This window comes from Rhizobium sp. NLR10b, from assembly GCF_019685435.1.
Taxonomy (GTDB): domain Bacteria; phylum Pseudomonadota; class Alphaproteobacteria; order Rhizobiales; family Rhizobiaceae; genus Rhizobium.
In genome coordinates this window covers 198,828-225,337 of sequence record NZ_JABDWV010000013.1, presented here as the reverse complement: position 1 = coordinate 225,337, position 26,510 = coordinate 198,828, and the positions used below count along the sequence as shown (strand labels likewise).

The following is a 26,510-nucleotide window of genomic DNA, read 5'->3' as shown; positions in this document are numbered from 1 at the left end:
TTGGTCTGACGGTTGATTACCAGATCGTCGACAACTTCTACGCCAAGGCTTCGGTTCAGTACCTCGATCCGGAAGACGCTGACGACTCTACCTCGGGCTACTTCCGCCTGCAGCGTTCGTTCTAATCTGGTCTGACTTTGGTCGATCAGGAAAGCCCGGCTCTCGAGCCGGGCTTTTTGCGTTTGCGCAAAGGGGCTCCGGTGCCGAGGGGCTCAAAGCTGCCGCGCAGACGTCAGCAGTCGTTGCGCGATAACGGAGTGCATCAAATGGAAAACAGGAGCGTGCTGTATTCATCAGGGGCGACGGGTTGCATCACCGTACCGTGAGAGCATGGGCGCTGTCGGAGACAAAAACCTGTTAGTGCAGCGCCGAAGCCTTAGCTCTCTCACAACTGACGTCGCTTTGAGCGATCACGTCGCCGGATAAACTCGTGTTGCTGCGTTCGAGATAATGCCCATCAAGGAAGGAGCGGTAGGCGTCGGCGATGCCCTCCTTCAGACCGATCTTCGGAGACCAGCCGAGAGTGCGAAGCTTGTCGACGCTCAGGAGTTTACGTGGCGTGCCATCTGGTTTGGCGAGGTCGTGCGTGATCTTGCCTTCGAAGCCAACGACCTCCGAGACGAGGCGTGTCAGTTCGAGGATGGTAATGTCTTCGCCAGAACCTACGTTCACATGACTTTCGGCGGAATAGGTCTTCATGAGATGGAGGCAGGCGTCGGCGCAATCGTCAACATGAAGAAATTCGCGGCGCGGTGCGCCAGTGCCCCAGATGCACATCTCTTGCTGCTGGTTGACCTTGGCGTCATGCGCCTTGCGTATGAGTGCCGGCATGACATGGCTTGATCCGAGGTCAAAATTGTCGTTTGGACCATAAAGATTGGTAGGCATGGCCGAGATGAAATCCCTGCCGTGTTGTTTGCGATAGGCAAGGCAGAGCTTTAATCCGGCAATTTTGGCGATCGCATACCACTCGTTCGTTGGTTCAAGCGATCCCGTCAGAAGTGAATCCTCGACGATCGGCTGATCGGCGAACTTCGGATAGATGCAAGATGAGCCGAGAAACATCAGTTTCTCGACCTGAGCTCTATGGGCTGCGTGGATGACGTTCGCTTCAAGAATCAGGTTGTCGTAAAGGAAATCGGCTGGATAGTGAGCGTTCGCGAGAATACCGCCGACTCGCGCAGCAGCCATGAAGACAGCGTCGGGACGATTCTTGCTCATCCAGGCCTCTACCTGCTCCTGCCGTCTGAGGTCGACCTCGGCGCGGGTGGCGGTTAGAATCTCGCAGTCCTCGGAAACAAGACGGCGCACGATCGCAGAGCCAACCATGCCGCGGTGCCCCGCGACATAGACCCTTTTTCCGGCAAGGCTGTAGATCACCTTAGGCATAGGCAAAACCTTTGGTTACACTTACCGCCGGAACATTTCGTGCCATGACTTTCAGGTCCTCGCGGACCATCTCCGTAACCAGCTGATCAAGACTGGTCTCATGTTTCCAGCCAAGCTTCGTATGCGCCTTCGTTGGGTCACCGATAAGAAGGTCAACTTCAGTCGGGCGGAAATAAGCCGGATCAATCTCCACCACACACCGACCCGATGACTTGTCATACCCCTTTTCCTCAACTCCGGTCCCACGCCAATCAATCGGCATGCCCACCTTGGCAAAGGCCTTGTCGACAAAGGCACGGACCGAGTGCGTTTCACCGGTCGCAAGGACATAGTCCTCCGGTTCGTCCTGCTGCAGCATCAGCCACATCCCGCGGACATATTCGCGCGCATGCCCCCAGTCGCGCTTGGCATCCAGATTGCCGAGATAGAGCCTTTCCTGCAGTCCAAGATGGATCGCAGCCGCCGCCCGGGTGATTTTACGCGTCACGAAGGTCTCGCCGCGGATCGGACTTTCATGATTGAACAAGATGCCGTTCGAGGCGTGCATGCCATAGGCCTCGCGATAATTGACCACGATCCAATAGGCGTAGAGCTTGGCCGCGGCGTAGGGCGATCGAGGGTAGAAAGGCGTCGTTTCGCTTTGCGGGACTTCCTGAACTTTGCCGTAGAGCTCTGAGGTGGACGCTTGATAGAAGCGCGTCTTCCTGGTCAGTCCCAGGAGGCGAATTGCTTCAAGTAGTCGAAGTGTGCCGGTTCCATCCGCGTTGGCCGTATATTCTGGCGTCTCGAAGGAGACTTGAACGTGGCTCTGTGCCGCGAGGTTATAGATCTCGTCCGGCTGCGTTTCCTGAATCACACGGATGAGATTCGTTGAATCGGTCATGTCCCCGAAATGCAAGATGAACCGAGGATTCTCGACGTGCGGATCCTCGTATAGATGCTCGATGCGGCTGGTGTTGAAGGACGAAGAGCGTCGCTTGAGGCCGTGAACAATATAGCCCTTCCCCAAGAGAAGCTCGGCCAGATACGCACCGTCCTGACCTGTTATACCCGTAATAAGCGCAACCTTGTTTTTATTCTTCACGACAGCCCTCCGTAATTTGCTTCGCTGAACCAGGCGTGATGCTGCCGTTGTTCATGTGAATTCGTGGTATTTCCGCAAGGACTTCACAAACAGTTCTGAATCGCTGAAGTTGTACCTGGCGTGTTGTTTCGGATTGACGTTGTTTATGGCGACGCAAAGCTCCGCGTTGCGTGCGGTCTTCAGCTGATGCAAGCAGAATTCGACGGCTCGACGGCTCGTCTTACCCCATTTAACGACCACGAGCGTTCGTTCTGCCAAGGCCGTCAGATGCATTGTATCAGCCGAGGCGAGCACAGGAGCGCTGTCGAAGATGACGACTTGGCCCAGTGAGGCGGCGATCGAGACGATGTCAGCCGCATCAGTCACGCGGGCGCGCCGATGGAGAGTGGCATTGCCGGCCGGAATGAAGTCGATGCCGCTCGGATGGTGATCGATAATGTCCCGGATTCCAGCCTGTCCACACAGGAATTCATTCAACCCCTGCTGTAGCTCGGACCTGAAAAACGAGTCGAGATTTCCGTGTCTGAGGTCGCCATCAACGAGCAGCACCGGAATGCCGTTGGCGGCGAGATCGATTGCCAGTGATCTGGCGACGAGCGACTTGCCCTCTCCACTGTGAGCTGACGTCACGACGATACTGTGAGGCAGCTTTCCACCGTTGGACTGTTTGAGCGAAGTTATGACGGAGCGAATTGCTTCGTCAAACATCCCGTCTTGAATGTCCCCGAAGAGCATGGATGGCCCCCCCCGGTCTCTCCGTTTCAGGCGTGGGATGAATCCGGCTGGCACTATGCGAGGCATTCCGGCCATCTGATCGAAGCTGCGGACCGAGTTATCCAGCATCTCGACCACAAAAGCGGCCGTCACCGCGATCGATATCGAGGCCAGGAGGGCGCCGACCAGATAGAAAAGCCGTCCGCGTCCCTGCGGTGCCAGCGGCACTGCTGCCGGTGACAAAACTTCCAGTTCCGCTCCCGGCAGCATGGCTTGCGCAGCCAAGCCGCGGCGCTGCTCGTCGAGCTTATCAAGAGCGGTTTGCTCCTTGTCAGCCATTCGCTGGAGTCGCGCCAGTTCCGTCTGCGCCAGGGCCGAGCGAGCGCGTTTCTCATGAGCAACCGCCAAGGCCGACCGGACCGCGTCATCTTCATGATCGAGCGCCGCAAGCCTGGCGCGGACTGATTGAAGATATCGATCGGCCGCAAGGCTGAGATCGGTGCGGGATTTAAGGATCTTCGCGCGCATATCGACCACGGCTTCGGCCGTGTTGCCATAGGTCTCGAGAAGGCGCTCGAGATCTTGCTCCTGCGCACGAAGCTCCCGTTGCATTGCACCAATGCTGTCGGGAATAACCATATTCTGCAGGGCGAGCGAGAGGTCGTCAGCCGCTTCCATTGCAGATATCGTTGCTCTCGCTTCAGCGCGGCCTTGTTCGATTTTTGTTTGTCGCTCGCCCAGCTCCATTATCGACTTGATCTGTTCGACCTGATCGTCGTCATTTGAGACGACGTCCATAGTTTTCTGATACGCGTCGGCGGCGTCGCGTGCCGCCGCAGCACGGTCTTTCTGTTCGGCGATGCGCTGCAGAACCCATTCTTCTGCCGCGTCCAGGCGCCCACGCAGACTGTCCTTCCGCTCTTCGAGATAGATGCTGATGAGCCGGTTCGGGACCGAGGCTGCCAGTTGGGGGTCGCTCGCATCGAAGCCGATCTGAATAACGTCACCCTGGCCATCGCGCCATACGCGCAATGCCTTGTAGTAATTCGGGATGATTGGCTCGATGCTGTCTCGTACCGGCGAGGATGGTTTTTCTCTGTCGACCAGACCGCGCAACATTGCTCGCATCCTGTCGATAAGCGAGGTCTCTTGCAGCGCCGGATTGAATTCCGGCCACTCATCGAGCCTCAGGTCGCTGATGACCCGCTCTGCAATGCTTCTGGAAAGAAGTCGTTCGGTCTCCGATGTGGCGTCCAGCGGATCGTTGCGGCCGGAATCTTCAGGGCCGAGCTTCGTCGCCAGAGGCGTGTGGATAATCAGCCGGGACTCGGCATGAAAACTCGGCTTCAACCCGGAAACAATGATAGCGGCAATCGCCATCATCAGCGTGATGATAGCCACGATCATCACCATCCTTCGCCGGATAAGACGCAAGCCCGATGTCAGATCGAAGTCGTCCGAACTGGTTTCCACCTGAAACCGGGGGTCGTAGCGCATCGACGAGAGCGAGGTGTTGCGGTCTGGCGGGATAGTTGAAATGGTCATCGTTCACCAACCGACGTTTGAGGTTGCGCGGAGACGGCGTCGTAGAGTTTTTCCAGCGATCGCATGTAGGCCCTCATACTGAACTGGTTGAGATAATGAGCCCGGGCCTTGGCCGAGAGGCGGTTGCGGATTTCCGGATCGCTGACGAGTTTCGCCAGCGCCGCAGCCAGGGCATCCTTGTCTCCGACAGGCACGAAGACGCCCGTTTCACCGTCGGAGATGACTTCGCCATGCGCACCGACGCGCGTGGTAACGACCGCAAGCCCGTGGGCGAGCCCTTCGACCACAGCCATTGCCAAGCCCTCGGCATGCGAAGGCAGAACCAGGATATCTGCCCGTGCACACAAGGCTTGCGCCTCGTCGGCGCCGAGCCAGCCCGGCATTTTCACCAGATTTGAAAGGCCCAGGGCTGCGGCCTGGCGTCGGTAGTCTTCCACGGGTCCGTCGCCGGCCAGCACGGCCCGCCACTGGAGCTCCTTCATAATCGGATGACTTAAGGCAAGCAGAAGCTCCCCCACGCCTTTGCGTTCGCTCAATCGGCCGAGAAAGACGATCAACGGCATCTTGCCGACGTGAACACTGCGCGCCCCGGGGTCGGGAACACAATTGCGGATGACGGCCACGCGGCGCTCGTCCACGCCGAGAAGCGTCGTCAGCGTCATGCGGTCGCGCTGACCCAGTGCTACCACCTGGTCGGCATGTTGAAACATCCGGCGTATGAGCATCTGTTGACGTGGCGAGCGCGCGGCAAAGTCACTCGCATAGTCGTAATCGTGCAGGTGCAATATGTGAGAGCACCCGAGGAGGCGGGCAGCCTCGGTGAGGATCAGTTTTCTTGCGGTGCTGCCGCGACCCGCGACATGGATATGGTGAATGCGTGCCGGAGCAATTATCCGATCCTTGGCCATCATCAAGATGGCGCCGAGCAGGCGCATCGGCGACGTAACCAGGGACCAGCGACGCCCTCTGGTATCTGTGACAAGGTGCGTTTCGCCCGCCTCCCTGGCGGTGCTCGATATATACCCGACCAGCCTGCCGATTCCGCCGCCGTTCTCGCAACCACCCGGGACATAGTGGCGGACCGTTGCTGCATTCCGCACTGCTATCCGATTCCCCTCCGTGAGCGCCGTCATCCGCATGCTCCGACCACCTCACGATAAACGGCCGCAGCCTTTGCGCCGACCTGCTCAGGCGAATTCGGACCTGTGGCCCAGGCGAGCGCGCTGGTCCCTAAGCTGCTTCTCAATTCGTTGTTTTCCGCCAGTGTCCGGATGGCACTGGCGAGCTGTTCGACGTCCCCTGGCCGAACCACCATTCCCAGTCCGTTTGGTAGAACGGTGGCGCGTAATTCGCCGACGTCGGTCACGATGACCGGTTTGCCAAATGCCGCGGCAAGGTTGAGGACACCGCTTTGCGAGGCTTCCGTGTAGGGAAGAACAACGATATCGGCATCCAGAAAAAGCTGGGCGACCTCCATATCCTCGATAAAGCGGTTGCGAATATCATAGCGGCCGGCTTCGCCCATTAGGGGCTGGAAGATCCAGGGATCATCGCCGCGGCCGGCGACCGTGATGCGCAGATTGGGGAGCTGGTCCTTCAGCATCGCCTCGGCGCGGACCAGATGCTCCAATCCCTTGTAAGCAAATATCCGCCCGAAAAGCAGGACGCGCAAGGTTCCATCTGCGTGGCGCCGCGTCAGCTTGTGCTGTCGAGCGAGCTCCGCATAGCGATGAATGGCCGGATGCGACAGGACATGGACGCGATCAGGCGATTTTGAATATCGCTCGAGAACCATTCGTTTCAGCCCCTCACCATGAACGACCACATGACCTGATTGCCGCACCATCAGTTGCGGAGCCCAGGCGGGCAGCGTGCGGGTGTCGGAATCGCCGGGATGCACGTCAACATCGTGGACGGTCGTCACCAGAGGGATCGGGCGCCAGAATGGCGCAGCAAAGTTCAACCAGAGTGTGGAATTGCTCAGAAGGTGAATGATGTTCGGCCGCTCGGTCCGGATGAGACGCGTGAGTTGGTGCAGGAACCAGGGATTGGAGAGTGAGCGGTGCCGTGGCCAGTCCAAAAGGTGCAGATCGACAGCCGGATCGAAGGCGGAGGCAAGGTTGGCATAGCGCCGATGCGGAACTGCGAGCACGACCTGCAGGTGTTGCGCAACACCGTTGGCGAAGGAGATGGTGTAGTCTTCGAGTTCGGAAACCAGCATCAGCGCCTTCATCGTGCCGACTCCGACAAGCCAACAGCCTGACCGCGTCGAGGAAGGTCGCGGGCTGTCCGCAATGCCTCGCGCATACGCCTCAGCAAGTTTGGTTCTCCGGCGAAAAAAAGCCCTTCAACAGCAAGTCTGAACCGGGTGCGTGTATCTGCGCCCTCCAGCCTGACGGAGGCAACCCGGTACGGAAAGTGATCGGTCAGACGCAACCTTCCCGCTAAATCGTGGGCGGAAAGAAACTGGTTCGTCACTTCGACGACAGTCCGCCAATGGGCCATGCGCTTTCGCAGCATGGCGGCGTCATCGACTGACCGATACCAGTTATTGTTGTGAATTCGGTAGAATCCGAGTGAATCCGACAAGGCGACAACGTTCCCCAGAAATGGGTAGAGGCCCGCGAGCCAGGCGTCGGCGGAAATGTGGAACTGTTCGGGAATATCTCCTGCCGCATCCCACGCGCTACGTCTTACAGCGATGGCTGATGTCAGTGGGAAGGGCCACCAGCCGGCCGATCTCGCAAGCCGTGACGACAAATCTCCCGAACACAAGGTCCGAGGAATTGGCTTGAAGGCTATTGAGCCATCGATCTGCGTCGGCTGCAGTCGGTGATAAACAAGCGATGCATGAGGATTCGACTGGAAAGCAGCGGCTGTTGCCGACAGCTTGCCCGGCGCCCACCAGTCATCGGCATCGAGAAAACAGAGGATTTCGCCAGTGCTTGCCTTCACAGCGGCATTGATGGCGGCGGCCTGTCCCCGGTTCTCCTGGAAGAGCACCTTCACCCGGTTTTCATATCCTTCCAGAACCGAGCGCGACTGATCGCTCGAGCCGTCATCGACGACGATGATTTCGGCATTAGACGCCTTTTGGCGCAGGGCGCTGTCGATCGCCCGAGGAAGGAAGCAACCGTAGTTGTAGTTGTTGATGAGGACGCTGATCGTCGGCCGCTCCATGACACCCCCTCTCAAGCGCGTTGCTGCGCGACACATCGGTACGCCGGAGTTGCGGACGCTCGTTCGTTTGGCAACGCGATTTCATGGAAAGGGATGGGAGGCGGACAGGCATCATTCCGCGCGATCAGGCTTGCGCCCTGAGCTCGTAGGGTCACCACCACAACGTGTGACGCTTCCGTTATAATGCATACGAAACCAGGACCATGACGCAGAACCATAAAAATCCCAACCCTTCCGAGCGTCACCTGCCAACTGCCGGCTGCGCCAGAAATTATTGCCTCACTTCACCACCGACTGCGGCTTAGCGCGGCGTGCTTCGCGGTTCGTTTTCATCGTCAAGCTACCGGCGATTGGTCACGGGTGACATCTGCTCTTATGGGCAATGCCGTTTGCCCAGGCACCAACTTTTGGGGGAGGCGTAGACCGTGAGCTTAACCCAAACAACGTCCTTGGACGGTGGGTACGCGCGTTAGGCTTAGCTCCGCCTTCGTTTGCGTCGGTTGACTAGGGAGGTGGCGGGATGTTCGTTGGTAAGCAGCGCAGCTGTGAAAGGGGACCCATGTCTTTCCAAATTGCCGCGACCAACAGCCTCTCATCTGTCCAGTCAAATCGGGACCGATAATGAGAGCCTATACGCTTAGAGCCTCGAATGGGCCGACCGTCAGTTGGCGAGCGATAGAATGCTGGGGCGCAGGCTTTTGCCTTTTTCTTCAAACAGGCGCCCTTTTCCCGCTCATGCTGGCGGACGCCGACGGAGCCCTTGGCGATCATGCCAGGTCTATATTGCGTCTGCTTTGCCTGCCCGTATACGGCTTTACATTCTTGATGCTGGTAAGGAATTTTCCGCTGTTTCTAACGGCGCTCAAGCGAAATTGGTTTGTCCCCTTGATGGTCGCCATGCCGTTTGTGTCCGTCTTCTGGTCGGTGGGCCCATCAACGACATTCAGGCGCGCCATCGGCCTGCTCTTTACAGTGCTTCTGGCTTACGTGCTGGCAATACGCTTCACACCACGGCAGTTGCTTCTCCTGGCATTTGCCACCTTCGGAACATGCATCGTCCTCAGCCTTCTGGTCTTCGTGGCGTCGCCGAGTCTCGCTCGCATGCCAATGGACGGGTCCGTGCGTGGCATATTCATCCACAAGAACAGTCTCGGTTGGTACGCCGCCATGATGATACTGGTGTCGACGGCCGTTTTAATTGACGGTAACCGGGGTTTACGGCGAACCGCCTTGCTTTTCTTAATCGCGGGCGGGGCCTGTCTCGTGGCCTCCGGATCGATGACCGCGATCATTGCGACGGCATCGGCCTATTGCTTGATCGGGTTCTATTCCCTGTTGCGGCGGATCGGTGGCATCAGCCGCATCGTCTTCGTCCTGTTTTTTGTTCAAATGTTCGTTGGGCTCCTCCTTTTGCTTCACGAATTCCTGGTTCCATTCCTGGAGGCGCTTGGCAAGGATGCCACTTTGACGGGCCGAGTGCCCTTATGGGAGCTGGTCGATGGTCAGATCGCCGATCACCTGCTGCTCGGCTTCGGCTACCAGGCCTTTTGGACAGAGGCGAACCCCGAGGCCTGGATTATCTGGTCGAGGATCCAATGGATGGCTCCCCACGCCCATAACGGATTCCGCGACACGCTGCTGAACTTCGGAATAAGCGGAATGATCTTGTTCGCTCTGATGCTTTTGCAGGCCTTGCGCCAAGGGGCGGTCCTCCAATGCCGCGATCCGCATTATGGCTGGCTCTGGTTGAATGTCTTTACAGTCGTGATTTTGGTGATGAATCTGACCGAAACGATCTTCCTGATCCAGAATGATGCGATTTTCGTTCTGTTTATGTCGGGCATCATCATGTTCTCTCTATATGAGCCCGTTGTTTCGACGGCTCCCGGCCAGCAACTGCGGGCCTCGGCAGGCAGCACAACGGCGGAGCTGCAGATTTGATCAGGCTGCGCTTCGCACCGATCTTGAGCTTTCTGCTTGCTTCGCTCTTTCCGCAGCCGAGCAACCTGGCCGCAGTGAGTCCGGACGCAGATGCGCCCGACAGGCTGCAGGCAGCGCTCAGGGAAGCGACTTGCGCGGAAGCGTCGCCGGCGACCTTTTCGGACAGGCTGAAGGGGACTTCTCTGAGCAAAGTACTGACCGGCACATCCGCGCCCCGGGCGGTATTCTATGTTTCTCCCGATGGCAAAGACAGTTGGAGTGGGCGTCTTCCCAAAGCCAATCCTCAGCGTACCGATGGTCCTTTTGCCAGCATCGAGCGAGCTCGGGACGCTGCGCGTGAGAAGGGCCGCGAAAACACGATCGCAATAGGCAAGGGGGACTATTATCTCGCTGAACCGATAGTCTTCGACGCCCGCGACGCGGGCCTGGTCATCGCGGCAAGGTGCAACGAAGCGCCGGTTCTGCACGGTGGCCCGCTTATACGCAATTGGACGGCACAGGCCGATGGCCGATGGACCGCGTCGCTGAAGCTGCCTCCAGGCAGGGAGTTGGGCGACCTTTTCGTCAACGGGGCGCTCCAGACGCAGGCCCGCTTTCCCAATGCTCCGCTCGATGGAGACCCGCGCAAAGGATGGCTTTTTGCGGCCAAGTGCGCTGAGGACGACGACATATGGCATGGCAACACGCGTTTTTGTTTCCATGCCGGCGATCTTCCGATCTCCAAAAATACAGCGGGGCTTGTCACCCACATTGTCGGTGGTTTTCGCCCCGGCAGCCAATGGGGCAGTGACACCCTCCCTGTGGTTTCAATCGATACCGCCAACCGGGCCATCAACACCAGAGGCACTGCCTATTTCTTCACCGCGGAAGGCAGCCGCTATTTCCTTGCCGGGGCGGCGGCCCTGCTCGATGTTCCCGGCGAGTGGTGGTATGACCGCGCTGGGGAGCAACTCGTCTACCTCCCAGCCGATGGATTGCCAATCAGCTCGACGGCTGTCGCCGGTATCCTGCCGACATTCTTCAGGCTGGATGGAGCCGACCGGATGGTTGTATCAGGGCTTCAGTTCCGGGAAGGGGACCCGCGCGGTAGCGGCAAGTTCGGTACCGACACCAGGAGCTTTGGCGCCATACGGATCGAGCGGGCGGACGGCGTCCGGCTGCTCGGCAACTCCATCGACAATGTCGGCGTCGGCATCCATGTTTCCGAGAGCAAGGATGTCTTGATTGCCGGCAACGAGATTGCGGATGTGGCCGGCAACGGGATTTATGTTGGCACGACCTACGGCACTTTCCTCAAATCGGACGGTGCGACAATCCTGTCGAACCACATCCAGGACATCGGCAGGGTCTATTTCGAAACGGCCGGGATATGGTTCCAGGCTGCCGACAATGTCAGGATCGCTCACAATCTCATCGAAAACGCGGCTCAGTTCGGTATTGCCGGTGGCTCGCTATGGGGACCTCAGGACGCAGTTCATGATGCGGTCATCGAACACAACGTGGTCCGCAACGCCAATCAGCAAACGGCAGATGGCGGCGCCATCAAGATGATGGGTGAGCAGGCCGATCCTTTGAACAGCAGCATTCGCTATAATCTCGTCACCGGAACAGGTCAGCTTATGAACAGGGTCGATGGGACATTCTGGCCTCCCGGATACGAAAATACCAGTGAATGGCCTTCTCCTATAAGTTGGGCGATCTATACCGACGGCAAGGCCAGTGGAGTGCGCATCGAAGGAAATACGCTTTCGGATAACATATCGGCGATCGGCATAAACGGCGGCTGGAGCAACCTGGTGACAGGAAACGTCATCACAGGCGGGTCTGGCGCTGCCTTTCGCGTCGATGACGGTACGGGCTGGGGGTGGCATCCCCCTTGGGCAGGCCCCAATCGCATCGAGGACAATATCGTCTCGGTCGAGAGCGGCAATGGGCTTGCAGCATACATTTACGTGCCGGACCACAAGCTCGGATCGGTGCAGTTTGCGCGCAACCGCTACAGCGGCAATCTGAACGACAAGAGCTTCAGGATACACCCGGAGATCATGCTTTCAGGAGAGTTTGGCAGTCTAGGCGATCTTCAGAAGGCCGGGATCGACATCGGGAGCGTGGCGTCGCACCCCGAGTAACGAAACCGGCGGCGCGACGGACCATAGCGCTTTCAGCCATGGCAGCTTGAAACTGCTCGACCACGTCGTGTGCGCGCTCCTTGTGGGTGTGTCTTATCATCCAAACCATGCTCGGCCCGCCGCCGCCGAGCCCGCCCCGAGTACCCACCTCGCGACTTCGGCATTGCTTGATAGTCAGCCATAAGCGTTCCACCTGATCAGGGTTCAGTATCCTCTGATGGCGATATTCCCAATAGAACTCAAGTTTTTCTGCAGCTGATTGGTTTTCTCGGGCAGCTCTGAAGGCTCGCCAGCCATCTCGCCTATTGGGTTGGCCATTTCCCCCCGCTTTATTCGCGCAAACCACCCCAGCCTGGACGCGAGGGTGACTATCTTCCGCGGCTTTGTGAAGGTCAAACAGCTCTTTCGGGATCGCACTCATCAAAAAGAGCAACGTGGCAGGCATTGGGGGTACGTCGCCTTACTTCGAACATTGTAACTTATCTGGGCCGAAGGCGTAGGAATATGAAGTGTCTTCTACGTCCAATAGTTGGAATTGAAAGTATGGAGACAATCGCGCTGCCGGCATATTCTGATGACAGTTTAGATCGCGAAAGCGCAGGTCATGAGAAAGCAAACAGCAGACAGAATCCAAGCTTCAGTTCTTAAACAAAAGGACTCTTTGGGATGGACTAATGTCCTTGGTGTTCGCATTTCGGCAGTTAATCTTAAAAGCGCGACCGGTTTTATTCAAAAGGGCATCGAAGACGGCAGGAGGGAATATGTGTGCGTTCGCGACGCCCACGGTGTCGTGCGATGTCAAGATGATCCAGAGCTGCGGTCGATACATAACCGGGCGTTCCTCGTAACCCCCGACGGCATGCCACTGGTATGGGCGTTGAAGCGTGCTGGCCATTCGGAAAGCGACAGGGTCTACGGACCTGACCTGATGTTGTCTGTTTTCGAGGCCGGAATATCCAAAGGTCTGCGCCATTTCCTCTATGGCGCAACAGCCGAGACGCTGGAGCAGTTGCAGGCGCGCCTTCTCGCAAGATTCCCGCAGGCGCAGATCGCCGGCACCTATGCACCGCCTTTTCATAAGCTGTCGTTGCAAGAGGAGGCTGATATCGCAGACCGGCTCAACCGGTCGGGTGCGGATATTATTTGGGTCGGCCTCAGCAGTCCCAAGCAGGAACTCTGGATGGCGCGCATGCGCGACCGTCTCGAAGCTTCGATGCTCATCGGTGTCGGAGCTGCATTCGATTTCCACGCCGGCCTCAAGCGGCAGGCTCCGAGGATAATTCAAAGAAGCGGCTTTGAATGGGCCTTTCGTCTTTTATGCGAACCGCGACGGCTGTGGCGGCGCTACGCGCTCGTCGTGCCGACCTTCATCTCACTGACAGCATTCCAGAGACTGGGGCTTCGGAAGTTTCCGATCGAAGACGAGGTTTTTGGATCGAGCGCGCCAAAAACAGCAGCCGCAAAGGTGTGAAGCGATCATGTCCCTATTTGCGTCGTCAGCAATCACGTCCGACCTGCGGAAGGCGGCAAACTCCGTCCCATCAGTGGCAAGCCCCACGCCGGCCGCCGAATTCAACAAGCGGGCAGGGCTGAATATCCCTGTTCCATTGAGGCGCAGGTTGCCTCGGCTTGCTGCTTCGTCATTTCTGGTCGCCGGCGACATCGCAAGCTATCTGATAGCCTATCTTGTTCTGCTGCCGTTTCTTCCGCACGGTTCGGAGAATATGGTGCCGGAGCGCGCTTTCGCCCTCGCAGCACTGGCAGCAATCGTTCTTTATGCATCGAACGCGCTCTATCCCGGATATCGGCTTCACGACCACGAACATCTGCGCCGCCGAACGACAGCGTCCTTCAAGGTGGCCGTCATCGCAGCGCTTGGTGCGATCCTTCTGCCGGAAGGGTTAGGACTGCTGCTTCCGATCATCGGCTTCCTTGGCCTCGGATTGGTTGTTCAACCTGTTATGCGGGGGGCCGCACGAGGACTGTCCTGGAGGCTTGGTATCTGGGGTGAGCCGGCAGTGATCATTGGTGCCCGCAATCGTATCCCTGCGCTTGTGGCGTATTTCTCCGAGCATTGGCACTATGGCATTCGGCCGGAAGTCTCTTCTCCCGATACTTCGGAAGTATTTCCCGACAACGGGCCGTCGATTGCCCTGATCGCTGACGATACGGGTTCATTTATCGCCGAGTTGGCAACGATGCGTCGGCAGTTCGCCGAAGTCATCCTCCTCTCCGACACGCCGAACCTCAAGATAACCGGATTGCGACCGGCAGACGTCAGCGGAGAGATCGGTGTTCGCTTGGCCGTCGGTGGGAGATCGGCAGGCACGAACCTGGTTCGTCGAGTTCTCGATCTCGTGATCGCCGTCCCTGCGACGCTGGTGCTTATGCCCTGCATTCTGGTTGCCGCCGCCGCGATCTATGCCATCGATCCGGGGCCCGTCTTCTTCAGACACACCAGGGAAGGTTTGTCTGGCAAGCCGGTGCGCGTCCTGAAACTGAGAACGATGTACAGAGATGCGGAACAGCGCCTCGAAACCTTGTTCCGGGACAATCCGGCCATGCAAGCCGAGTGGTCGAACCACTTCAAGCTTCGGCAGGACCCGCGCATCCTGCCGGTGATCGGGCATGTCCTTCGCGCGTCGAGTTTCGACGAACTCCCGCAGTTGGTGAACATCCTTGCAGGAGAGATGTCCTTCGTGGGACCGCGCCCCTTCCCGGAGTATCACCTCTCGGCGATGGATAGCGAGTTTCGTGTCAAGCGGCGTTCGGTAACACCTGGGCTAACGGGGCTTTGGCAGATATCCGAACGAAGCAACGCGGATATCGAACTGCAGCGGCAACTCGACGAGTTCTACATCGACAATCGGTCCCTGTGGTTCGACTGGCACATTCTTCTCAGCACAATTCCTGCGGTTCTGAAAGGCAAGGGAGCTTGCTGAGATGGTTTTCACCCTTGCGGGCAAACATCAACAACGGAGCACATCAATGCACGGATACAAGCGAATCATGGTTACCGGCGGCACCGGATTTCTGGGATCATTCCTGTGCGAAAGGCTTTTGCGAGAGGGCAACGACGTCCTCTGTGTGGACAATTTCTACACCGGTTCGCGCGATAACGTACTGCACCTTCTTGACGATCCTCGTTTTGAGATACTCCGCCACGACATCACCTTCCCGCTTTATGTGGAGGTCGATGAGATCTACAACCTTGCCTGCCCGGCATCTCCGGTCCACTACCAGCACGATCCCGTGCAGACCGTAAAGACCAATGTGCACGGGGCGATCAATATGCTCGGCCTGGCCAAACGCACCAAAGCGAAGATCTTCCAGGCATCGACGAGCGAGGTCTACGGCGACCCGGCGGTTCACCCGCAGCCCGAGGAGTATCGCGGCAGCGTCAGTCCCATCGGCCCGCGGGCATGCTATGATGAAGGCAAGCGGTGTGCCGAGACGCTGTTTTTCGACTATCATCGTCAATATGGCGTGGAAATCCGGGTGGCGCGGATCTTCAATACCTACGGTCCCCGGATGCAGACGAATGACGGCCGCGTCGTCTCCAATTTTATCGTTCAGGCGCTTCGCAACGAGCCGATCACCATCTTCGGCGACGGCAGGCAAACTCGGTCGTTCTGCTACGTGGACGACCTGATCGACGGCTTCATCCGTTTGATGGCCGCCCCCGCTGGGGTTACGGGCCCGATCAATCTCGGCAATCCCGGAGAATTCCAGGTCCGTGAATTGGCAGAAATGGTGATCGAAATGACCGGATCGAAGTCCGGCATCGTCTACAAGGCTCTGCCGATTGACGATCCGACACAACGCAAGCCCGACATCAGCCGCGCGACGCAACAACTGGGCTGGCAACCGAAGGTGAACCTTCGCGAGGGGCTTGAGAGGACGATCGCTTATTTCGAGTGGAAGCTTTCTGGCGGAGTAACGAACAAACTCAGCGCCCACTCCTGGCAAGAGGCTTATCCGCATCTGGCGTCACCGGGCGTCGAACTCAATGCTCCTGAAGCCATTCGATAGGGACATGAACAGCAAAGTCGATCATCGAAAGCCGCGGCTCGTTTTTTTTCAATGGGACCATCAGCCCAACGCGAACGCGGCCAGTTACCTGCTGCTGCACATGCAGCAGCAGGTCAAATGTCTTGCAACACATTTCGATGTCTTCGTCGTTAATCGCGACTGCGATTATGCAGAGATATGCGACAGGTACGAACCGGATCTGACGTTGTTTGAAAGCGGTTACCGGTCGCATGGCTCACGTCGGATAAAAATCACAAACACCAATACCCATCTCGCCGTTCCGAAGCTCGGTCTTCATAACGCCGATGCGTGGTGCGACCGACGCGCCGGCTTTCTTTCCGATATGGAGCACTGGGGCATCGAGACCTATTTCGCGATCGCAACCATGGCGCCGGAATATATGCCGGCAATGAGGGAGAATCTGTTCGTCTGGCCAAATTTCATCGATCCCGAAGTCTACCGCGACTATGGGCAGCAAAAGGTCATCCCGGTCACGCTCACGGGTCAGGCCTATGGTCTTTATCCCTGGCGACAGATGGTCTTTCCGACGATCCGCGACCGTTACCCCTGCCTAGTCTCGCCGCAACACGCCTATGAGAGCAAGCTGGCCGCCCAGCTCCTATCTGGAGAAGCCTATGCGCGCGCGCTGAACGCGAGCTTCGTCGTCCCCACATGCGGCACTATGGGCGGCGAGGTCGTGCGCAAGCATTTTGAGATCCCCGGGGCAAAGGCCTGTCTCGTGACAGAACGCACGGCAGCCGTGGAGGCGGCCGGCTTTGTCGACATGCAGAACTGTGTCTTTGTTGACGGCAGCAATGTAGTCGAGCGACTGGACTATCTTTTTGCCCATCCTGACGAACTAAGACGTATCACGACAGCCGGTTTCAGCCTGATCCATTCGCGTCATACGTTGAGCCACAGGCCGCAAGTATATCAGTGGTTCACGCTGAACAAGAGCCTGCAGTTCGGCGAAAGGATCATCCAGTCCGGCCCCTTCGGCGATCTTACAAAGGTCAGGCGTATCTCAAAGCAAGAGAGCGTCCATATCGTCGGGGAAGCATGCGATCGCACCTTGCTGAAGCAGGGAGACCTGCTTCTCCAGCAGGGCAGGGTGGAGGAGGCCAAGCACCGCTACCTCAGCTGTCTCGACTACGTATCCTACTTGCCCGAAGCGAAATTCCGCCTTGCCATCTGCGCATTACAGGAGGGCGACGCCGACCGCGCCTGTGATCTTCTGGTGGATCTGGTCAAGGTGACCATCATCGAATATGGGGCGCTCGATCCGGATCCGGTCGAATGGGCCTACTTCCTTCTTGCTTTGATTTGCAGAGGCCAGTTTGAACGGGCGCGGAAGCTGCAAGATTTCTATCCATCTCTGTCCCATGACGAATTCAGGCGCGCGCGCCTCGTCATCGCGCAGCTCGCTCGCGCAGCCGATGGGGTCGCCTTGGGAAGGCATGGCCGGGATCGAAAAAGCATTCATCAGCTTTTCGACCGAACCGACACCGAGTGGTTTGGATGGTTCGCCGAGATTCTTGAACGGTGCCGGCAGCCAGATCTTGCAAATATTCTTCGTCATGCTCCGCTTAGCGCAAGCGGTGGCGAGAAAGTGGCACCTCCACAGTTCAAACCTGGTGCTGGCTGGCGCCTGCGACTCTATTCGTGCATCGACGGCCTGATGATCAAACTGCGCCTGAATGGCTTGAGGCCAAATGTGCCGCCTCTGCCGGAGTTCCGATATCTCTGGCATCTTGCGCGGGGTCTTATCCCTCATTCGCAGAAAGCGCGGTTGCGCAGGATTCGAACGGCGCTTTCCAAGCATCCTGTGGGCACCGGCAATTAGCTGTGGGGAAAATGCAATTGCGGAAAACAAAGACCTGAAGCGTGACACGCGAATCCGAAAGATCGCGGCACGCTTTAGATCATCGACTCGGCGTATTTCCGTGCATCCACCGAGATGTTTTAAGAGAGAATGTGCTCGCGATGCGGAGCAGGATCTGATCGGCTGACCGCATTGGCATCCGTCAGTGTGCTGCTAACCCGCCCGAAAGATTATTCTGAAAAAGATCGTTGAGCTTGAACACGACTTCCGTTCTGTTCGTCGCTTTTACCTTTTTCATGATATTGCGAACATGCACCTTCACCGTGCTTTCTCGGAGATTGAGCTCATAGGCGATGATCTTGTTCGCCTTTCCGCGTCGGAGCGCCTCCACCACTTCTGCCTGACGATCCGTGAATATGCCGGCGAGCGGGTGGGCGGTCGAGTTGCTCGAGTCGAGCAGGTGACGCATGGCGAACAGGGCGCTTGCAGGCACAAATATTCCTCCTGCCACCGACAGCGCGATTAGCTCCATGCAGACGCTGACGCTGACTGAGGCGGGTATGAACCCTTTGGCACCATACTCAAGAGCCCTGACGATTTGGCCGAAATCGTCGCTATCAGCCAATACGATAAGGGGTGTGGCAGCGAATTCCGACGAAAGCTTCCGGATTTGCTCCGAAACGGCCGGTTCATCGACCTTTTTGCCGCCGACGTTCAAAAGGATCGCCGAAAGCGGAGCGTATTCGTCGCGCTTCTGCTTCCACTCCTCAATGGATCCAAAGGCCAGGATCTGCAAATCCGCCTTTTGCGCAGCCATGCATTGCGCCAGGCATTGGCGATCGAGCTCACGATTGTCGAGAATAACAAGCGAATGAGTTTGCCTTGCCGACTTTGCAGGTGCGTGCTCGTTATTTTCTAACTTAAGGGGAAGAGCTACGTTCTCCTGCCTGAGGTCCAAATTCGGTATAAGTGCTGAATTCACAGCTTCACCCTCCCTCTAACACGTTACGCTTCACTACGACCCGAGTACCGACCCCTCTCAATACGGGGGCTTAGGAAACTCTAAAGTAGGAATCGAATACCACAATTCGCGGAACGTTACAGTAGCTAATATAGGCTAAGTACAGCACAACTTCTATAACGGGATGAAAACGGAAGATAAGCCTGAGTGTAGACTTAGGTCTTACTGGGATTCCTGCAAGATAGTCTCTGTTGTTACATGTCAGTTTTGCGACGAGCCACTAAATGTATGGAAACAATCACTGTCTCCGGCGTAGGCCCGGCAATGGGTGCGGAAGGTGTGAGCTTGCCACCAATGCTGGTGGAGGACGTGAACCAGGGTGTAAGTCGTCATAAGTAGGTACGCCTTTAGGTGAATAAGCTTAAACGTTTTGTTTCTTTACTCGGGCGAAGAAAACAATTCTCTTTGGAGTGCAGAGAAATAGTTGTCCTGTTGGTTTGAAACCTTGGACGCAATCGCCCGATTGTTTGTTCAACTGAAAAATCGGGCCCTGTTGGGAGTAGTAGGGGTTTGCAGGGATGATTGCATCAAATGTCAAGCTGGGTGACGGCAGCGTCATCTACCATCGAGATCTCGTGAATCTGTATGGCTGCACGATCGGCGCAAGGACGCGCATCGGCACCTTCGTCGAGATTCAGAAGAACGTCGTGGTCGGAAAAGACTGCAAGATCTCCAGCCATTCCTTCCTCTGTGAGGGCGTGACACTGGAAGACGGCGTCTTCATCGGCCACGGGGTCATGTTTACGAACGACACCTACCCGCGCGCCATTAATCCGGATGGCAGCCTGCAGACGGAGGCCGACTGGGTCCTCATCCCGACGCTGGTCAAGCGCCACGCGTCGATCGGCAGCAACGCCACCATTCTGCCAGGTGTGACCATCGGAGAGGCCGCGCAGGTTGGCGCCGGAGCGGTTGTAACAAAGGACGTGCCTGAGGGCGCCATCGTCGCGGGCGTTCCGGCTCGGGTGATCGGCCGCGTCAATGACGGACCGGTCGACATGTTTGCGTTGGGAGAAATCGAATGATCGGTATCGCTGTCGTCGGATATGGGTATTGGGGTCCGAATCTGGTTCGTAACATCTCGGAAGCGGCCGGCGCCCACCTCGTTTCAGTCTGTGATCTCAATGTCGAACGGTTGGCGGCTGTTAAGAGCCGGTATCCCGCAATAACGATCACCGATAAATTCGAGGAAGTTCTGGCCGATCCGAGAGTGGATGCAATCGCCATTGCGACGCCGGTCTCGACGCATTTCAAGCTTGCAATGCAGGCAATGATGGCCGGAAAGCATGTCTTCGTCGAAAAGCCTATGGCATCTACGACGGACGAAGCCGCACGGATGGTCGAGGAAGCCGCGCGCCGCCGCCTCGTGCTGGCCGTGGATCATACCTTCGTCCATACCGGCGCCGTCCGAAAGATGCGTGAACTGGTCGAAAGCGGCCTCGGCGACATGTATTATTACGACTCGGTTCGGGTCAATCTTGGGCTCTTCCAGCATGATGTCAGCGTCATCTGGGACCTCGCCGTGCATGATCTCTCTATCCTGGACCATGTCGTGCAGGAAAGGCCGGTGGCTGTTTCAGCGACGGGCATGAGCCATGTGCTCGGCGAGCCGGAGAACATCGCCTATCTGACGCTCTTCTTCGAAAGCAAGCTTATCGCCCACGTTCACGTCAATTGGCTGGCCCCGGTGAAGGTCCGCCGCACGCTGATCGGCTGCAGCAACAAGATGATCGTCTATGACGATCTGGAGCCCAGTGAAAAAATCAAGGTCTATGACAAGGGCATCACCATGTGCCCCAATTCCGATGCGTACGGCGAGAAGGTGCATCAGATGCTGGTCGGCTACCGCAGCGGCGATATGTGGGCGCCCAAGCTCGATATGACCGAGGCATTGAAACGCGAACTGGATCAATTCGTCGAGTGCATCGAGCAGAATTCGCGCCCCATTGCAGACGGCCAGGCCGGGCTGCGCGTCGTTCGCATCCTTGAAGCGGCGAGCCGGTCGCTCGCCCAGCGCGGTCGTATCATCGAGCTCGAAGAGGCGAGGCGCATTGCATGATCCCCTTTCTGGACCTCAAAGCACAATATCAATCGATCAAGAGCGAAATCGATGCCGCAGTGCTCGGCGTGCTGGCCTCGGGGCAATACATCCTGGGCGAGGAAGTCATCCGGCTTGAGCAGGAATTCGCCGACTATTGCAACGTCAAACATGCAATTGCCCTCAACACCGGAACGAGCGCCCTGCACCTGTCTCTGCTTGCGGCGGGCGTCGGTCCCGGCGATGAAGTCATCACCGTGCCGTTCACCTTCGTCGCGACCGTGTCGGCGATCTGCTACACGGGCGCAACACCCGTATTCGTCGATGTCGAGCCGATGACGCTCACCATGGATCCGGCTCAGCTCGAGGCGAAGATCACCTCCCGGACCAAGGCGATCATTCCCGTCCATCTCTACGGCCAGATGGCCGATATGGATGGCATCATGGAAGTCGCTGATCACCACCAGATCCCGGTCATCGAAGACGCCTGCCAGGCACATGGCGCCCGGTATAAGGGCGCGCGCGCCGGCAGCATCGGCGCATCTGGCTGCTTCAGCTTCTATCCGGGCAAAAACCTCGGCGCCTGCGGCGAGGGCGGGATCGCCGTCACGAACAGCGATGAGCAGGCTAAGACAATGCGCATGCTGCGGGATTGGGGTCAGGAGCAGCGCTATCACCATCTGCTGAAGGGCTTCAACTATCGCATGGACGCCATCCAGGGAGCCATTCTGCGCGTCAAGCTCCGGCATCTCGAAGCCTGGACCGAAGCCCGTCGTTCGCATGGTCGCCGCTACTCCTCCCTGCTTGCAGGATCGCCGCATTTGCGAACGCCTGTCGAAGTGCCGGAGCGGCGGCATGTCTACCATGTCTACGCCATCAGAAGCCACGATCGCGATGGCCTGCAACGTGTGCTCACAGCAGAGGGCATTCCGTCTGGTTTGCACTATCCGATCCCCGTTCATTTGCAGAAGGCCCATGCCGACCTCGGTTACCAGGTCGGCGACTTCCCGGTCTCGGAAGCCGCCGCACGCGAGGTCCTCTCCTTGCCGATCTACCCTGAAATGCCCGTGCAGCACGTCGATCAGGTCGCGGCTGCGCTGGAGTATGCCTATGTCAGTTAATCCACGCGAGGCTCGCGTCGTGCAGGCCGTTCACGGCCGTAGCCAGAAGCCGGCAGATCCAGCCTATCAGGCGGGGCTCGCCGAAGAGCTCAGGCAATCATATGGACGTGGCGGTCTGATCGAACTCTACGGCCGTTTCGCGACGGGCGACGGGTTCGTCGACGCGCTGATGCGCAAAGCCATCTGGCAGGCTATCACACGGAACTGCGGCGAAGGCCTGCAGGTTGCCAGCGGCGCCGGTTTCAAACATCCGGAAACATTCGAAATCGGCAGCGGCGTGTTCATCGGCGCTCAGGCCTACATCCAGGGACGCTACGACGGCACCTGCGTCATTGGCGACAATGTCTGGATCGGGCCAATGGCCTATTTCGACGCGCGCGACCTGGTGATCGAGGATTCTGTCGGGTGGGGGCCGGGCGCCAAGGTGCTTGGCTCGACCCACACGGCACTGCCGGTGGATGTGCCGATCATCCGCACGGATCTTGAAATCAGGCCGGTGCGCATCTGTGCCGAGGCCGACATCGGAACAAATGCGACCATTCTTCCCGGAGTGACCATCGGGAAGGGGGCGATCGTTGGAGCGGGGGCAGTCGTCGTTTCCGACGTCGAGCCGTTCTCGGTTGCCGCCGGTGTACCGGCAAAATTCATCCGTTGGCGTTCGGAGAATGATCCGATGACGAACATGTCGCGTGAGGGAAGATCATGAGAAACAAACGAGTGCTCATCACCGGTGGTGCCGGTCTGATCGGTTCGCATATTGCCGATCTTGTTGCATTGGAAAAACCTCGCGAGATCATCGTCCTCGACAATTTCGTGCGTGGGCGCCGGGACAATCTCAGCACGGCAATATCAAGCGGCTCCGTCAACATCATCGAGGGCGATATCCGCGACAGGGCACTGCTGGCGAAAACCTTCGAAGGCGTCGACATCGTCTTCCACCAGGCTGCGATCCGCATCACGCAATGCGCGGAAGAACCGCGGCTCGCCTTCGATGTTCTGGCCGAGGGCACGTTCAATGTCCTTGAAGCTGCGGTCAAGGCAGGCGTGTCGAAGGTCGTCGCGGCCTCCTCTGCCTCCGTGCTGGGGCTTGCTGAAAGCTTCCCGACGACCGAACAGCATCACCCCTACAATAACCGGACGATCTACGGCGCGGCCAAGACCTTCAACGAGGGTCTATTGCGCAGTTTCGCGGAAATGTACGGCCTGCGCTATGTGGCGCTGCGTTATTTCAACGTTTATGGACCGCGAATGGACGTTTACGGTGCCTATACGGAAGTTCTGATCCGCTGGATGGAACGCCTGGCGGCCGGAATGCCGCCGCTCGTCTATGGGGACGGCAGCCAGACGATGGACTTCGTGGATGCACGCGATATTGCGCGGGCAAACATGCTGGCGGCAAAGAGCGACGTTACGGACGAGGTGTTCAACGTCGCGAGCGGCAGGGAAATAAGCCTGCTGGAACTCGCGCGGATGCTGAGCGACATCATGGGATCCTCACTCGAGCCGCAACACAAAGAGGCGCGCGCCGTCAATGGCGTCACGCGTCGTCTTGCCGATATCAGCAAGGCCGAAAGACTTCTGGGCTTCAAGGCGGAAATTTCGATGGAGCAGGGGCTTCGTGACCTTGTCATGTGGTGGCAGTCGAAGACTGCTTCGGCAGGAGGTCAGGCTGCATGAGCCCGTTGTTATCGACAATCCCCGTTGCCAAACCCGTCCTCGGAGAGGAAGAGGCTGAGGCCACGCGCCGTGTCATCCTGTCGGGATGGGTGACGCAGGGGCCGGAAGTCGCGGCATTTGAGAAAGAATTCGCAGCCTTCGTCGGCACCGAGCACGCTTGTGCCGTTTCCAACTGCACGACCGCGCTTCATCTCGCCTTGATGGCGGTGGGCGTCAGCGCTGGCGATGAGGTCATCACCGTCAGCCACTCGTTCATCGCAACCGCGAATGCTGTTCGATACTGTAATGCGGTGCCCGTCTTCGTCGATATCGAGCCGGATGGTTACAATATGGACCCGAGCTTGATCGAAGCGGCAATCACGCCCCGCACCAAGGCAATCCTGTGCGTGCATCAGCTCGGCATGCCCTGCGATCTCCGTTCGATCGTGGCGATCGGCAAACGCCATTCGGTACCGGTTATCGAGGATGCGGCCTGTGCGACGGGAAGCGAAATTCTGTGGGAAGGGCGTTGGGAAAAGATCGGCAAACCGCATGGCGATATTGCCTGCTTCTCATTCCATCCCCGCAAGGTCGTCACCACGGGTGATGGCGGCATGCTGACGACTGTGAATCCGGAATATGACAGAAAATTCCGGCTGTGGCGCCAGCATGGCATGAGCGTCACCGACGCTGTCCGCCACGGCTCCAAACAGGTGATCTTCGAGGATTATGATGAGCTGGGCTACAACTACCGTATGACCGACCTCCAGGCCGCGGTCGGACGGGTGCAACTACGGCGGCTGCCGGAGCTGGTTGCGGAGCGAAGGCGGCTTGCATTGCAGTATTGCGAGGGGCTGTCCACGATCCCAGGCCTGTCGATTCCGACCGAGCCTGGCTGGGCTCGCAGCAACTGGCAAAGCTTCTGCGTGAGATTGTCTGACGAAATCGACCAGCGCGCAGTCATGCAAGCGCTGCTCGATCAGGGGATATCGACGCGGCGCGGCGTGATGAACATTCACCTGGAGGGAGCCTATTCCGGCCTAAGCTCTCATCGCGCCGCCACCAGTCTGACGCGAAGCATATCGGCGCAGCAGCAGACCGTCATCCTGCCGCTTTATGCGCAGATGACGCCAGTTGATATCGTCAGGGTCGTTGAGGCATTGCGCCAGGCCCTTGCCGACGCCAGCACCGGGCGCGTCGTCCGTCAGCCCGAGCCGGACGCCGTACCTGCCTGAACTGACGCCGGCACACGGCAGCATGTCGTACAACATCAGGAAAGCGTGCATCCTCTGATGCGCGCTTTTTTTCATGCGGATTTCGTGATCCATCCTCGGACGATTGCGGGCACCGACTCCGGCGGAAGCAGTTCGACCAACATGCGCAGCGAGTAAAGCCCGGTCGCGACGATGGCGATGCAGCCGATCACCATGGCCGACCATGACGGCAAGAGCAAAAAGGCCGAGACGACCATCCCGGACGCAGGCAGGAAGAGCAGCGCGTGCCTGCGATTGGCGCGCGACCAGCGGAAGCCGGTGAGGCGACGCACGATCAGGTAAATCAGAATACTATGCCAGACGTAGAGACCGAAAAACGCCATGCCGGCTCCGGTCGTGCCGAGCTTCGCTACGAAGAGCCAAGCCAGCCCCACATGTACCAGCGTTGCTGCGACCTCCGTCCAGAAGAAGATCGTCTGCGCGCCCCTCGCGAGCACGATGAAACCCATCGGCCAGGCGACGATCCTGAGCATCATTCCAAGGCAGATCCAGCGCAGGAGCTCCACAGCCCCATGAAATTCCGCGGAATAGAACATGCTCATCACGAGCGGCGCCAGGGTCAAAGTGGCGATCAGACCGGGGCCGGCCAGCAGCATGCTGATTTCCGCCTGCTCATTGACCAGCCGGTTGCACTCGGCCTTGTTGTCAGCGATTGCGGTCAGGCGCGGATAGAAGTCTGTTCCCATCGCCTGCAGGATGAAACCGGCGTAGAGACCGCCTAACGCCCAGGCTGCCTGGTATAATCCCGCCGCCACAACTCCCCCTTCATTCAGCACGATGATGCGGATGGCATAGGCGGCGCCGAACGTCAGAAGTCCGCTTGCCATGAACGCCATGCCGAGACTGAACAGGGCTTTCGCTTCCCGGCCGAACTGACGCACCGACATGGGCGGTGGCTGCGTGGATATGTGTTTGCTGTACCACCAGGTGGGAAGGACCGAGACGGCCGCGATCGCCACGAGAGAGGGTACAATCGCCTTTTCGCCGAACAGATAGATCAACGGGATGCTGACCATCGTGCCGAAGAGTCCGGAAAGCACGTTGATGCGGGCCAGATTGGCAATGCCCCGCAAGCCTTGGATCAAAGCGGCCTGTCCGGTAGACACTATGCGAAAGAATACGGCAAGGGAGAGCAGTACAATGCCGCCGACGTGCTGGTAGTCGCCGAAAGTGAATTTCGAGACCGGAAGAGCCAACGCCGCAAGCAAAAGCCCGCCGAGCAGCCCGAGCACCAGCGAGATGCGTCTGAGCGCTGTCGCCGACCGCGCGATCCTCTCTCCGTCGTCGGCGCCCGCCGCCTCGGCGACCCGGCGCACACCGCTGCTGCTCACTCCCATACCAGCTATCGCTTGCGCGATATCGAGGATTGCCCCGTAAAGGCCGATAAGCCCCACCCCTTCCGGCCCGAGCAGAACAGCCAGGGCTTTGTTGCGAACGATGCTAAGAGCGACATTCACCAGCGAGGAACCGCCCATCAGCATCGTCGACTTCAGTATTTGGGTATAAGACTGGCCGCTGGGCGGGATCATGCGCAACGTCATCAGATATCCCCAGCGTTTATCCT

At 58.2% G+C, this 26,510-nt stretch carries 20 protein-coding genes and 1 pseudogene; 13 read left to right on the top strand and 8 right to left on the bottom strand.

What is annotated here, in order from left to right; all coding sequences use genetic code 11:
- Positions 1 to 125: pseudogene (locus HJB91_RS21940) on the top strand (porin); the annotation flags it as partial.
- Positions 126 to 357: 232 nt separating this feature from the next.
- Here HJB91_RS21940 and HJB91_RS21935 read toward each other — a convergent pair.
- From HJB91_RS21935 to HJB91_RS21910, 6 genes are read right to left on the bottom strand one after another with little or no spacing between them, the layout of a single operon-like run.
- On the bottom strand, positions 358 to 1,389 hold the full coding sequence (locus tag HJB91_RS21935; protein ID WP_221155885.1) for a GDP-L-fucose synthase: 1,032 nt from the start codon (positions 1,387 to 1,389) through the stop codon (positions 358 to 360).
- Entirely contained in the window at positions 1,382 to 2,473 is a 1,092-nt protein-coding gene (gene gmd, locus HJB91_RS21930; protein WP_210628516.1) for a GDP-mannose 4,6-dehydratase, read from the bottom strand. Before gmd ends, HJB91_RS21935 begins: the two co-directional genes overlap by 8 nt.
- A 51-nt stretch (positions 2,474 to 2,524) precedes the next feature.
- Complete coding sequence (locus HJB91_RS21925; protein ID WP_221155884.1) at positions 2,525 to 4,732, bottom strand: polysaccharide biosynthesis tyrosine autokinase; 2,208 nt, start codon at positions 4,730 to 4,732, stop codon at positions 2,525 to 2,527.
- Positions 4,729 to 5,871, bottom strand: coding sequence for a glycosyltransferase family 4 protein (locus HJB91_RS21920; RefSeq protein WP_221155883.1), 1,143 nt, complete (start codon positions 5,869 to 5,871; stop codon positions 4,729 to 4,731). Before HJB91_RS21920 ends, HJB91_RS21925 begins: the two co-directional genes overlap by 4 nt.
- Complete coding sequence (locus HJB91_RS21915; RefSeq protein ID WP_221155882.1) at positions 5,862 to 6,965, bottom strand: glycosyltransferase family 4 protein; 1,104 nt, start codon at positions 6,963 to 6,965, stop codon at positions 5,862 to 5,864. The genes HJB91_RS21920 and HJB91_RS21915 overlap by 10 nt, the downstream gene beginning before the upstream one ends.
- Positions 6,962 to 7,912 carry a glycosyltransferase gene (locus tag HJB91_RS21910; RefSeq protein WP_221155881.1) on the bottom strand — a complete coding sequence of 317 codons (951 nt, stop codon included), beginning with the start codon at positions 7,910 to 7,912 and terminating at the stop codon, positions 6,962 to 6,964. The genes HJB91_RS21915 and HJB91_RS21910 overlap by 4 nt, the downstream gene beginning before the upstream one ends.
- A 621-nt stretch (positions 7,913 to 8,533) precedes the next feature.
- Here HJB91_RS21910 and HJB91_RS21905 point away from each other — a divergent pair.
- From HJB91_RS21905 to HJB91_RS21880, 6 genes are all read left to right on the top strand, one after another.
- On the top strand, positions 8,534 to 9,853 hold the full coding sequence (locus HJB91_RS21905) for an O-antigen ligase (RefSeq protein WP_221155880.1): 1,320 nt from the start codon (positions 8,534 to 8,536) through the stop codon (positions 9,851 to 9,853).
- Positions 9,853 to 11,982, top strand: a complete 2,130-nt coding sequence (locus tag HJB91_RS21900) for a right-handed parallel beta-helix repeat-containing protein (protein WP_221147341.1) — start codon at positions 9,853 to 9,855, stop codon at positions 11,980 to 11,982. The genes HJB91_RS21905 and HJB91_RS21900 overlap by 1 nt, the downstream gene beginning before the upstream one ends.
- 604 nt (positions 11,983 to 12,586) lie before the next feature.
- Positions 12,587 to 13,453 carry a WecB/TagA/CpsF family glycosyltransferase gene (locus HJB91_RS21895; RefSeq protein ID WP_210628510.1) on the top strand — a complete coding sequence of 289 codons (867 nt, stop codon included), beginning with the start codon at positions 12,587 to 12,589 and terminating at the stop codon, positions 13,451 to 13,453.
- A gap of 7 nt (positions 13,454 to 13,460) precedes the next feature.
- The gene (locus HJB91_RS21890) at positions 13,461 to 14,924 is read left to right on the top strand and encodes a sugar transferase (protein ID WP_221155888.1); all 1,464 of its coding nucleotides are present in this window, start codon (positions 13,461 to 13,463) and stop codon (positions 14,922 to 14,924) included.
- Positions 14,925 to 14,970: 46 nt separating this feature from the next.
- Positions 14,971 to 16,014, top strand: a complete 1,044-nt coding sequence (locus HJB91_RS21885; RefSeq protein WP_210631661.1) for a UDP-glucuronic acid decarboxylase family protein — start codon at positions 14,971 to 14,973, stop codon at positions 16,012 to 16,014.
- 4 nt (positions 16,015 to 16,018) lie between these two features.
- A complete protein-coding gene (locus HJB91_RS21880) occupies positions 16,019 to 17,857 on the top strand; it encodes a glycosyltransferase (protein WP_221147334.1) in 1,839 nt (612 codons plus the stop codon).
- Between the two features lie 181 nt (positions 17,858 to 18,038).
- On the opposite strand, the gene HJB91_RS21875 is transcribed toward HJB91_RS21880, so the two are convergent.
- On the bottom strand, positions 18,039 to 18,818 hold the full coding sequence (locus tag HJB91_RS21875; protein WP_210628508.1) for a response regulator transcription factor: 780 nt from the start codon (positions 18,816 to 18,818) through the stop codon (positions 18,039 to 18,041).
- A 557-nt stretch (positions 18,819 to 19,375) separates the two neighbouring features.
- Here HJB91_RS21875 and HJB91_RS21870 point away from each other — a divergent pair.
- Genes HJB91_RS21870 through HJB91_RS21845 form a run of 6 tightly spaced genes read left to right on the top strand, consistent with a single transcriptional unit; the run spans position 19,376 to position 24,907 of the window.
- Positions 19,376 to 19,882 carry an acyltransferase gene (locus tag HJB91_RS21870; RefSeq protein WP_210628507.1) on the top strand — a complete coding sequence of 169 codons (507 nt, stop codon included), beginning with the start codon at positions 19,376 to 19,378 and terminating at the stop codon, positions 19,880 to 19,882.
- Positions 19,879 to 20,916 carry a Gfo/Idh/MocA family protein gene (locus tag HJB91_RS21865; protein WP_210628506.1) on the top strand — a complete coding sequence of 346 codons (1,038 nt, stop codon included), beginning with the start codon at positions 19,879 to 19,881 and terminating at the stop codon, positions 20,914 to 20,916. Before HJB91_RS21870 ends, HJB91_RS21865 begins: the two co-directional genes overlap by 4 nt.
- Entirely contained in the window at positions 20,913 to 22,016 is a 1,104-nt protein-coding gene (locus tag HJB91_RS21860) for a DegT/DnrJ/EryC1/StrS aminotransferase family protein (protein WP_221147332.1), read from the top strand. The genes HJB91_RS21865 and HJB91_RS21860 overlap by 4 nt, the downstream gene beginning before the upstream one ends.
- Positions 22,006 to 22,722, top strand: coding sequence for a DapH/DapD/GlmU-related protein (locus HJB91_RS21855; RefSeq protein ID WP_210628504.1), 717 nt, complete (start codon positions 22,006 to 22,008; stop codon positions 22,720 to 22,722). The genes HJB91_RS21860 and HJB91_RS21855 overlap by 11 nt, the downstream gene beginning before the upstream one ends.
- Positions 22,719 to 23,693, top strand: a complete 975-nt coding sequence (locus HJB91_RS21850; RefSeq protein ID WP_210628503.1) for an NAD-dependent epimerase/dehydratase family protein — start codon at positions 22,719 to 22,721, stop codon at positions 23,691 to 23,693. Before HJB91_RS21855 ends, HJB91_RS21850 begins: the two co-directional genes overlap by 4 nt.
- On the top strand, positions 23,690 to 24,907 hold the full coding sequence (locus HJB91_RS21845) for a DegT/DnrJ/EryC1/StrS aminotransferase family protein (protein WP_221155879.1): 1,218 nt from the start codon (positions 23,690 to 23,692) through the stop codon (positions 24,905 to 24,907). The genes HJB91_RS21850 and HJB91_RS21845 overlap by 4 nt, the downstream gene beginning before the upstream one ends.
- A gap of 71 nt (positions 24,908 to 24,978) precedes the next feature.
- Here the strand turns inward: HJB91_RS21845 and HJB91_RS21840 are convergent, their stop codons facing one another.
- Positions 24,979 to 26,487: an O-antigen translocase gene (locus tag HJB91_RS21840; RefSeq protein ID WP_221155878.1), complete on the bottom strand. Its 1,509-nt coding sequence runs from the start codon at positions 26,485 to 26,487 to the stop codon at positions 24,979 to 24,981.
- Between the last annotated feature and the right edge of the window lie 23 nt (positions 26,488 to 26,510).

Coding starts and splice junctions, on each gene's coding strand:
- HJB91_RS21935 (WP_221155885.1), bottom strand. CDS start 1,389: ATGCCTAAGGTGATCTACAGCCTTGCCGGAAAAAGGGTCTATGTCGCG.
- HJB91_RS21925 (WP_221155884.1), bottom strand. CDS start 4,732: ATGACCATTTCAACTATCCCGCCAGACCGCAACACCTCGCTCTCGTCG.
- HJB91_RS21920 (WP_221155883.1), bottom strand. CDS start 5,871: ATGCGGATGACGGCGCTCACGGAGGGGAATCGGATAGCAGTGCGGAAT.
- HJB91_RS21915 (WP_221155882.1), bottom strand. CDS start 6,965: ATGAAGGCGCTGATGCTGGTTTCCGAACTCGAAGACTACACCATCTCC.
- HJB91_RS21910 (WP_221155881.1), bottom strand. CDS start 7,912: ATGGAGCGGCCGACGATCAGCGTCCTCATCAACAACTACAACTACGGT.
- HJB91_RS21905 (WP_221155880.1), top strand. CDS start 8,534: ATGAGAGCCTATACGCTTAGAGCCTCGAATGGGCCGACCGTCAGTTGG.
- HJB91_RS21895 (WP_210628510.1), top strand. CDS start 12,587: ATGAGAAAGCAAACAGCAGACAGAATCCAAGCTTCAGTTCTTAAACAA.
- HJB91_RS21890 (WP_221155888.1), top strand. CDS start 13,461: ATGTCCCTATTTGCGTCGTCAGCAATCACGTCCGACCTGCGGAAGGCG.
- HJB91_RS21885 (WP_210631661.1), top strand. CDS start 14,971: ATGCACGGATACAAGCGAATCATGGTTACCGGCGGCACCGGATTTCTG.
- HJB91_RS21880 (WP_221147334.1), top strand. CDS start 16,019: ATGAACAGCAAAGTCGATCATCGAAAGCCGCGGCTCGTTTTTTTTCAA.
- HJB91_RS21870 (WP_210628507.1), top strand. CDS start 19,376: ATGATTGCATCAAATGTCAAGCTGGGTGACGGCAGCGTCATCTACCAT.
- HJB91_RS21865 (WP_210628506.1), top strand. CDS start 19,879: ATGATCGGTATCGCTGTCGTCGGATATGGGTATTGGGGTCCGAATCTG.
- HJB91_RS21860 (WP_221147332.1), top strand. CDS start 20,913: ATGATCCCCTTTCTGGACCTCAAAGCACAATATCAATCGATCAAGAGC.
- HJB91_RS21855 (WP_210628504.1), top strand. CDS start 22,006: ATGTCAGTTAATCCACGCGAGGCTCGCGTCGTGCAGGCCGTTCACGGC.
- HJB91_RS21850 (WP_210628503.1), top strand. CDS start 22,719: ATGAGAAACAAACGAGTGCTCATCACCGGTGGTGCCGGTCTGATCGGT.
- HJB91_RS21845 (WP_221155879.1), top strand. CDS start 23,690: ATGAGCCCGTTGTTATCGACAATCCCCGTTGCCAAACCCGTCCTCGGA.
- HJB91_RS21840 (WP_221155878.1), bottom strand. CDS start 26,487: ATGACGTTGCGCATGATCCCGCCCAGCGGCCAGTCTTATACCCAAATA.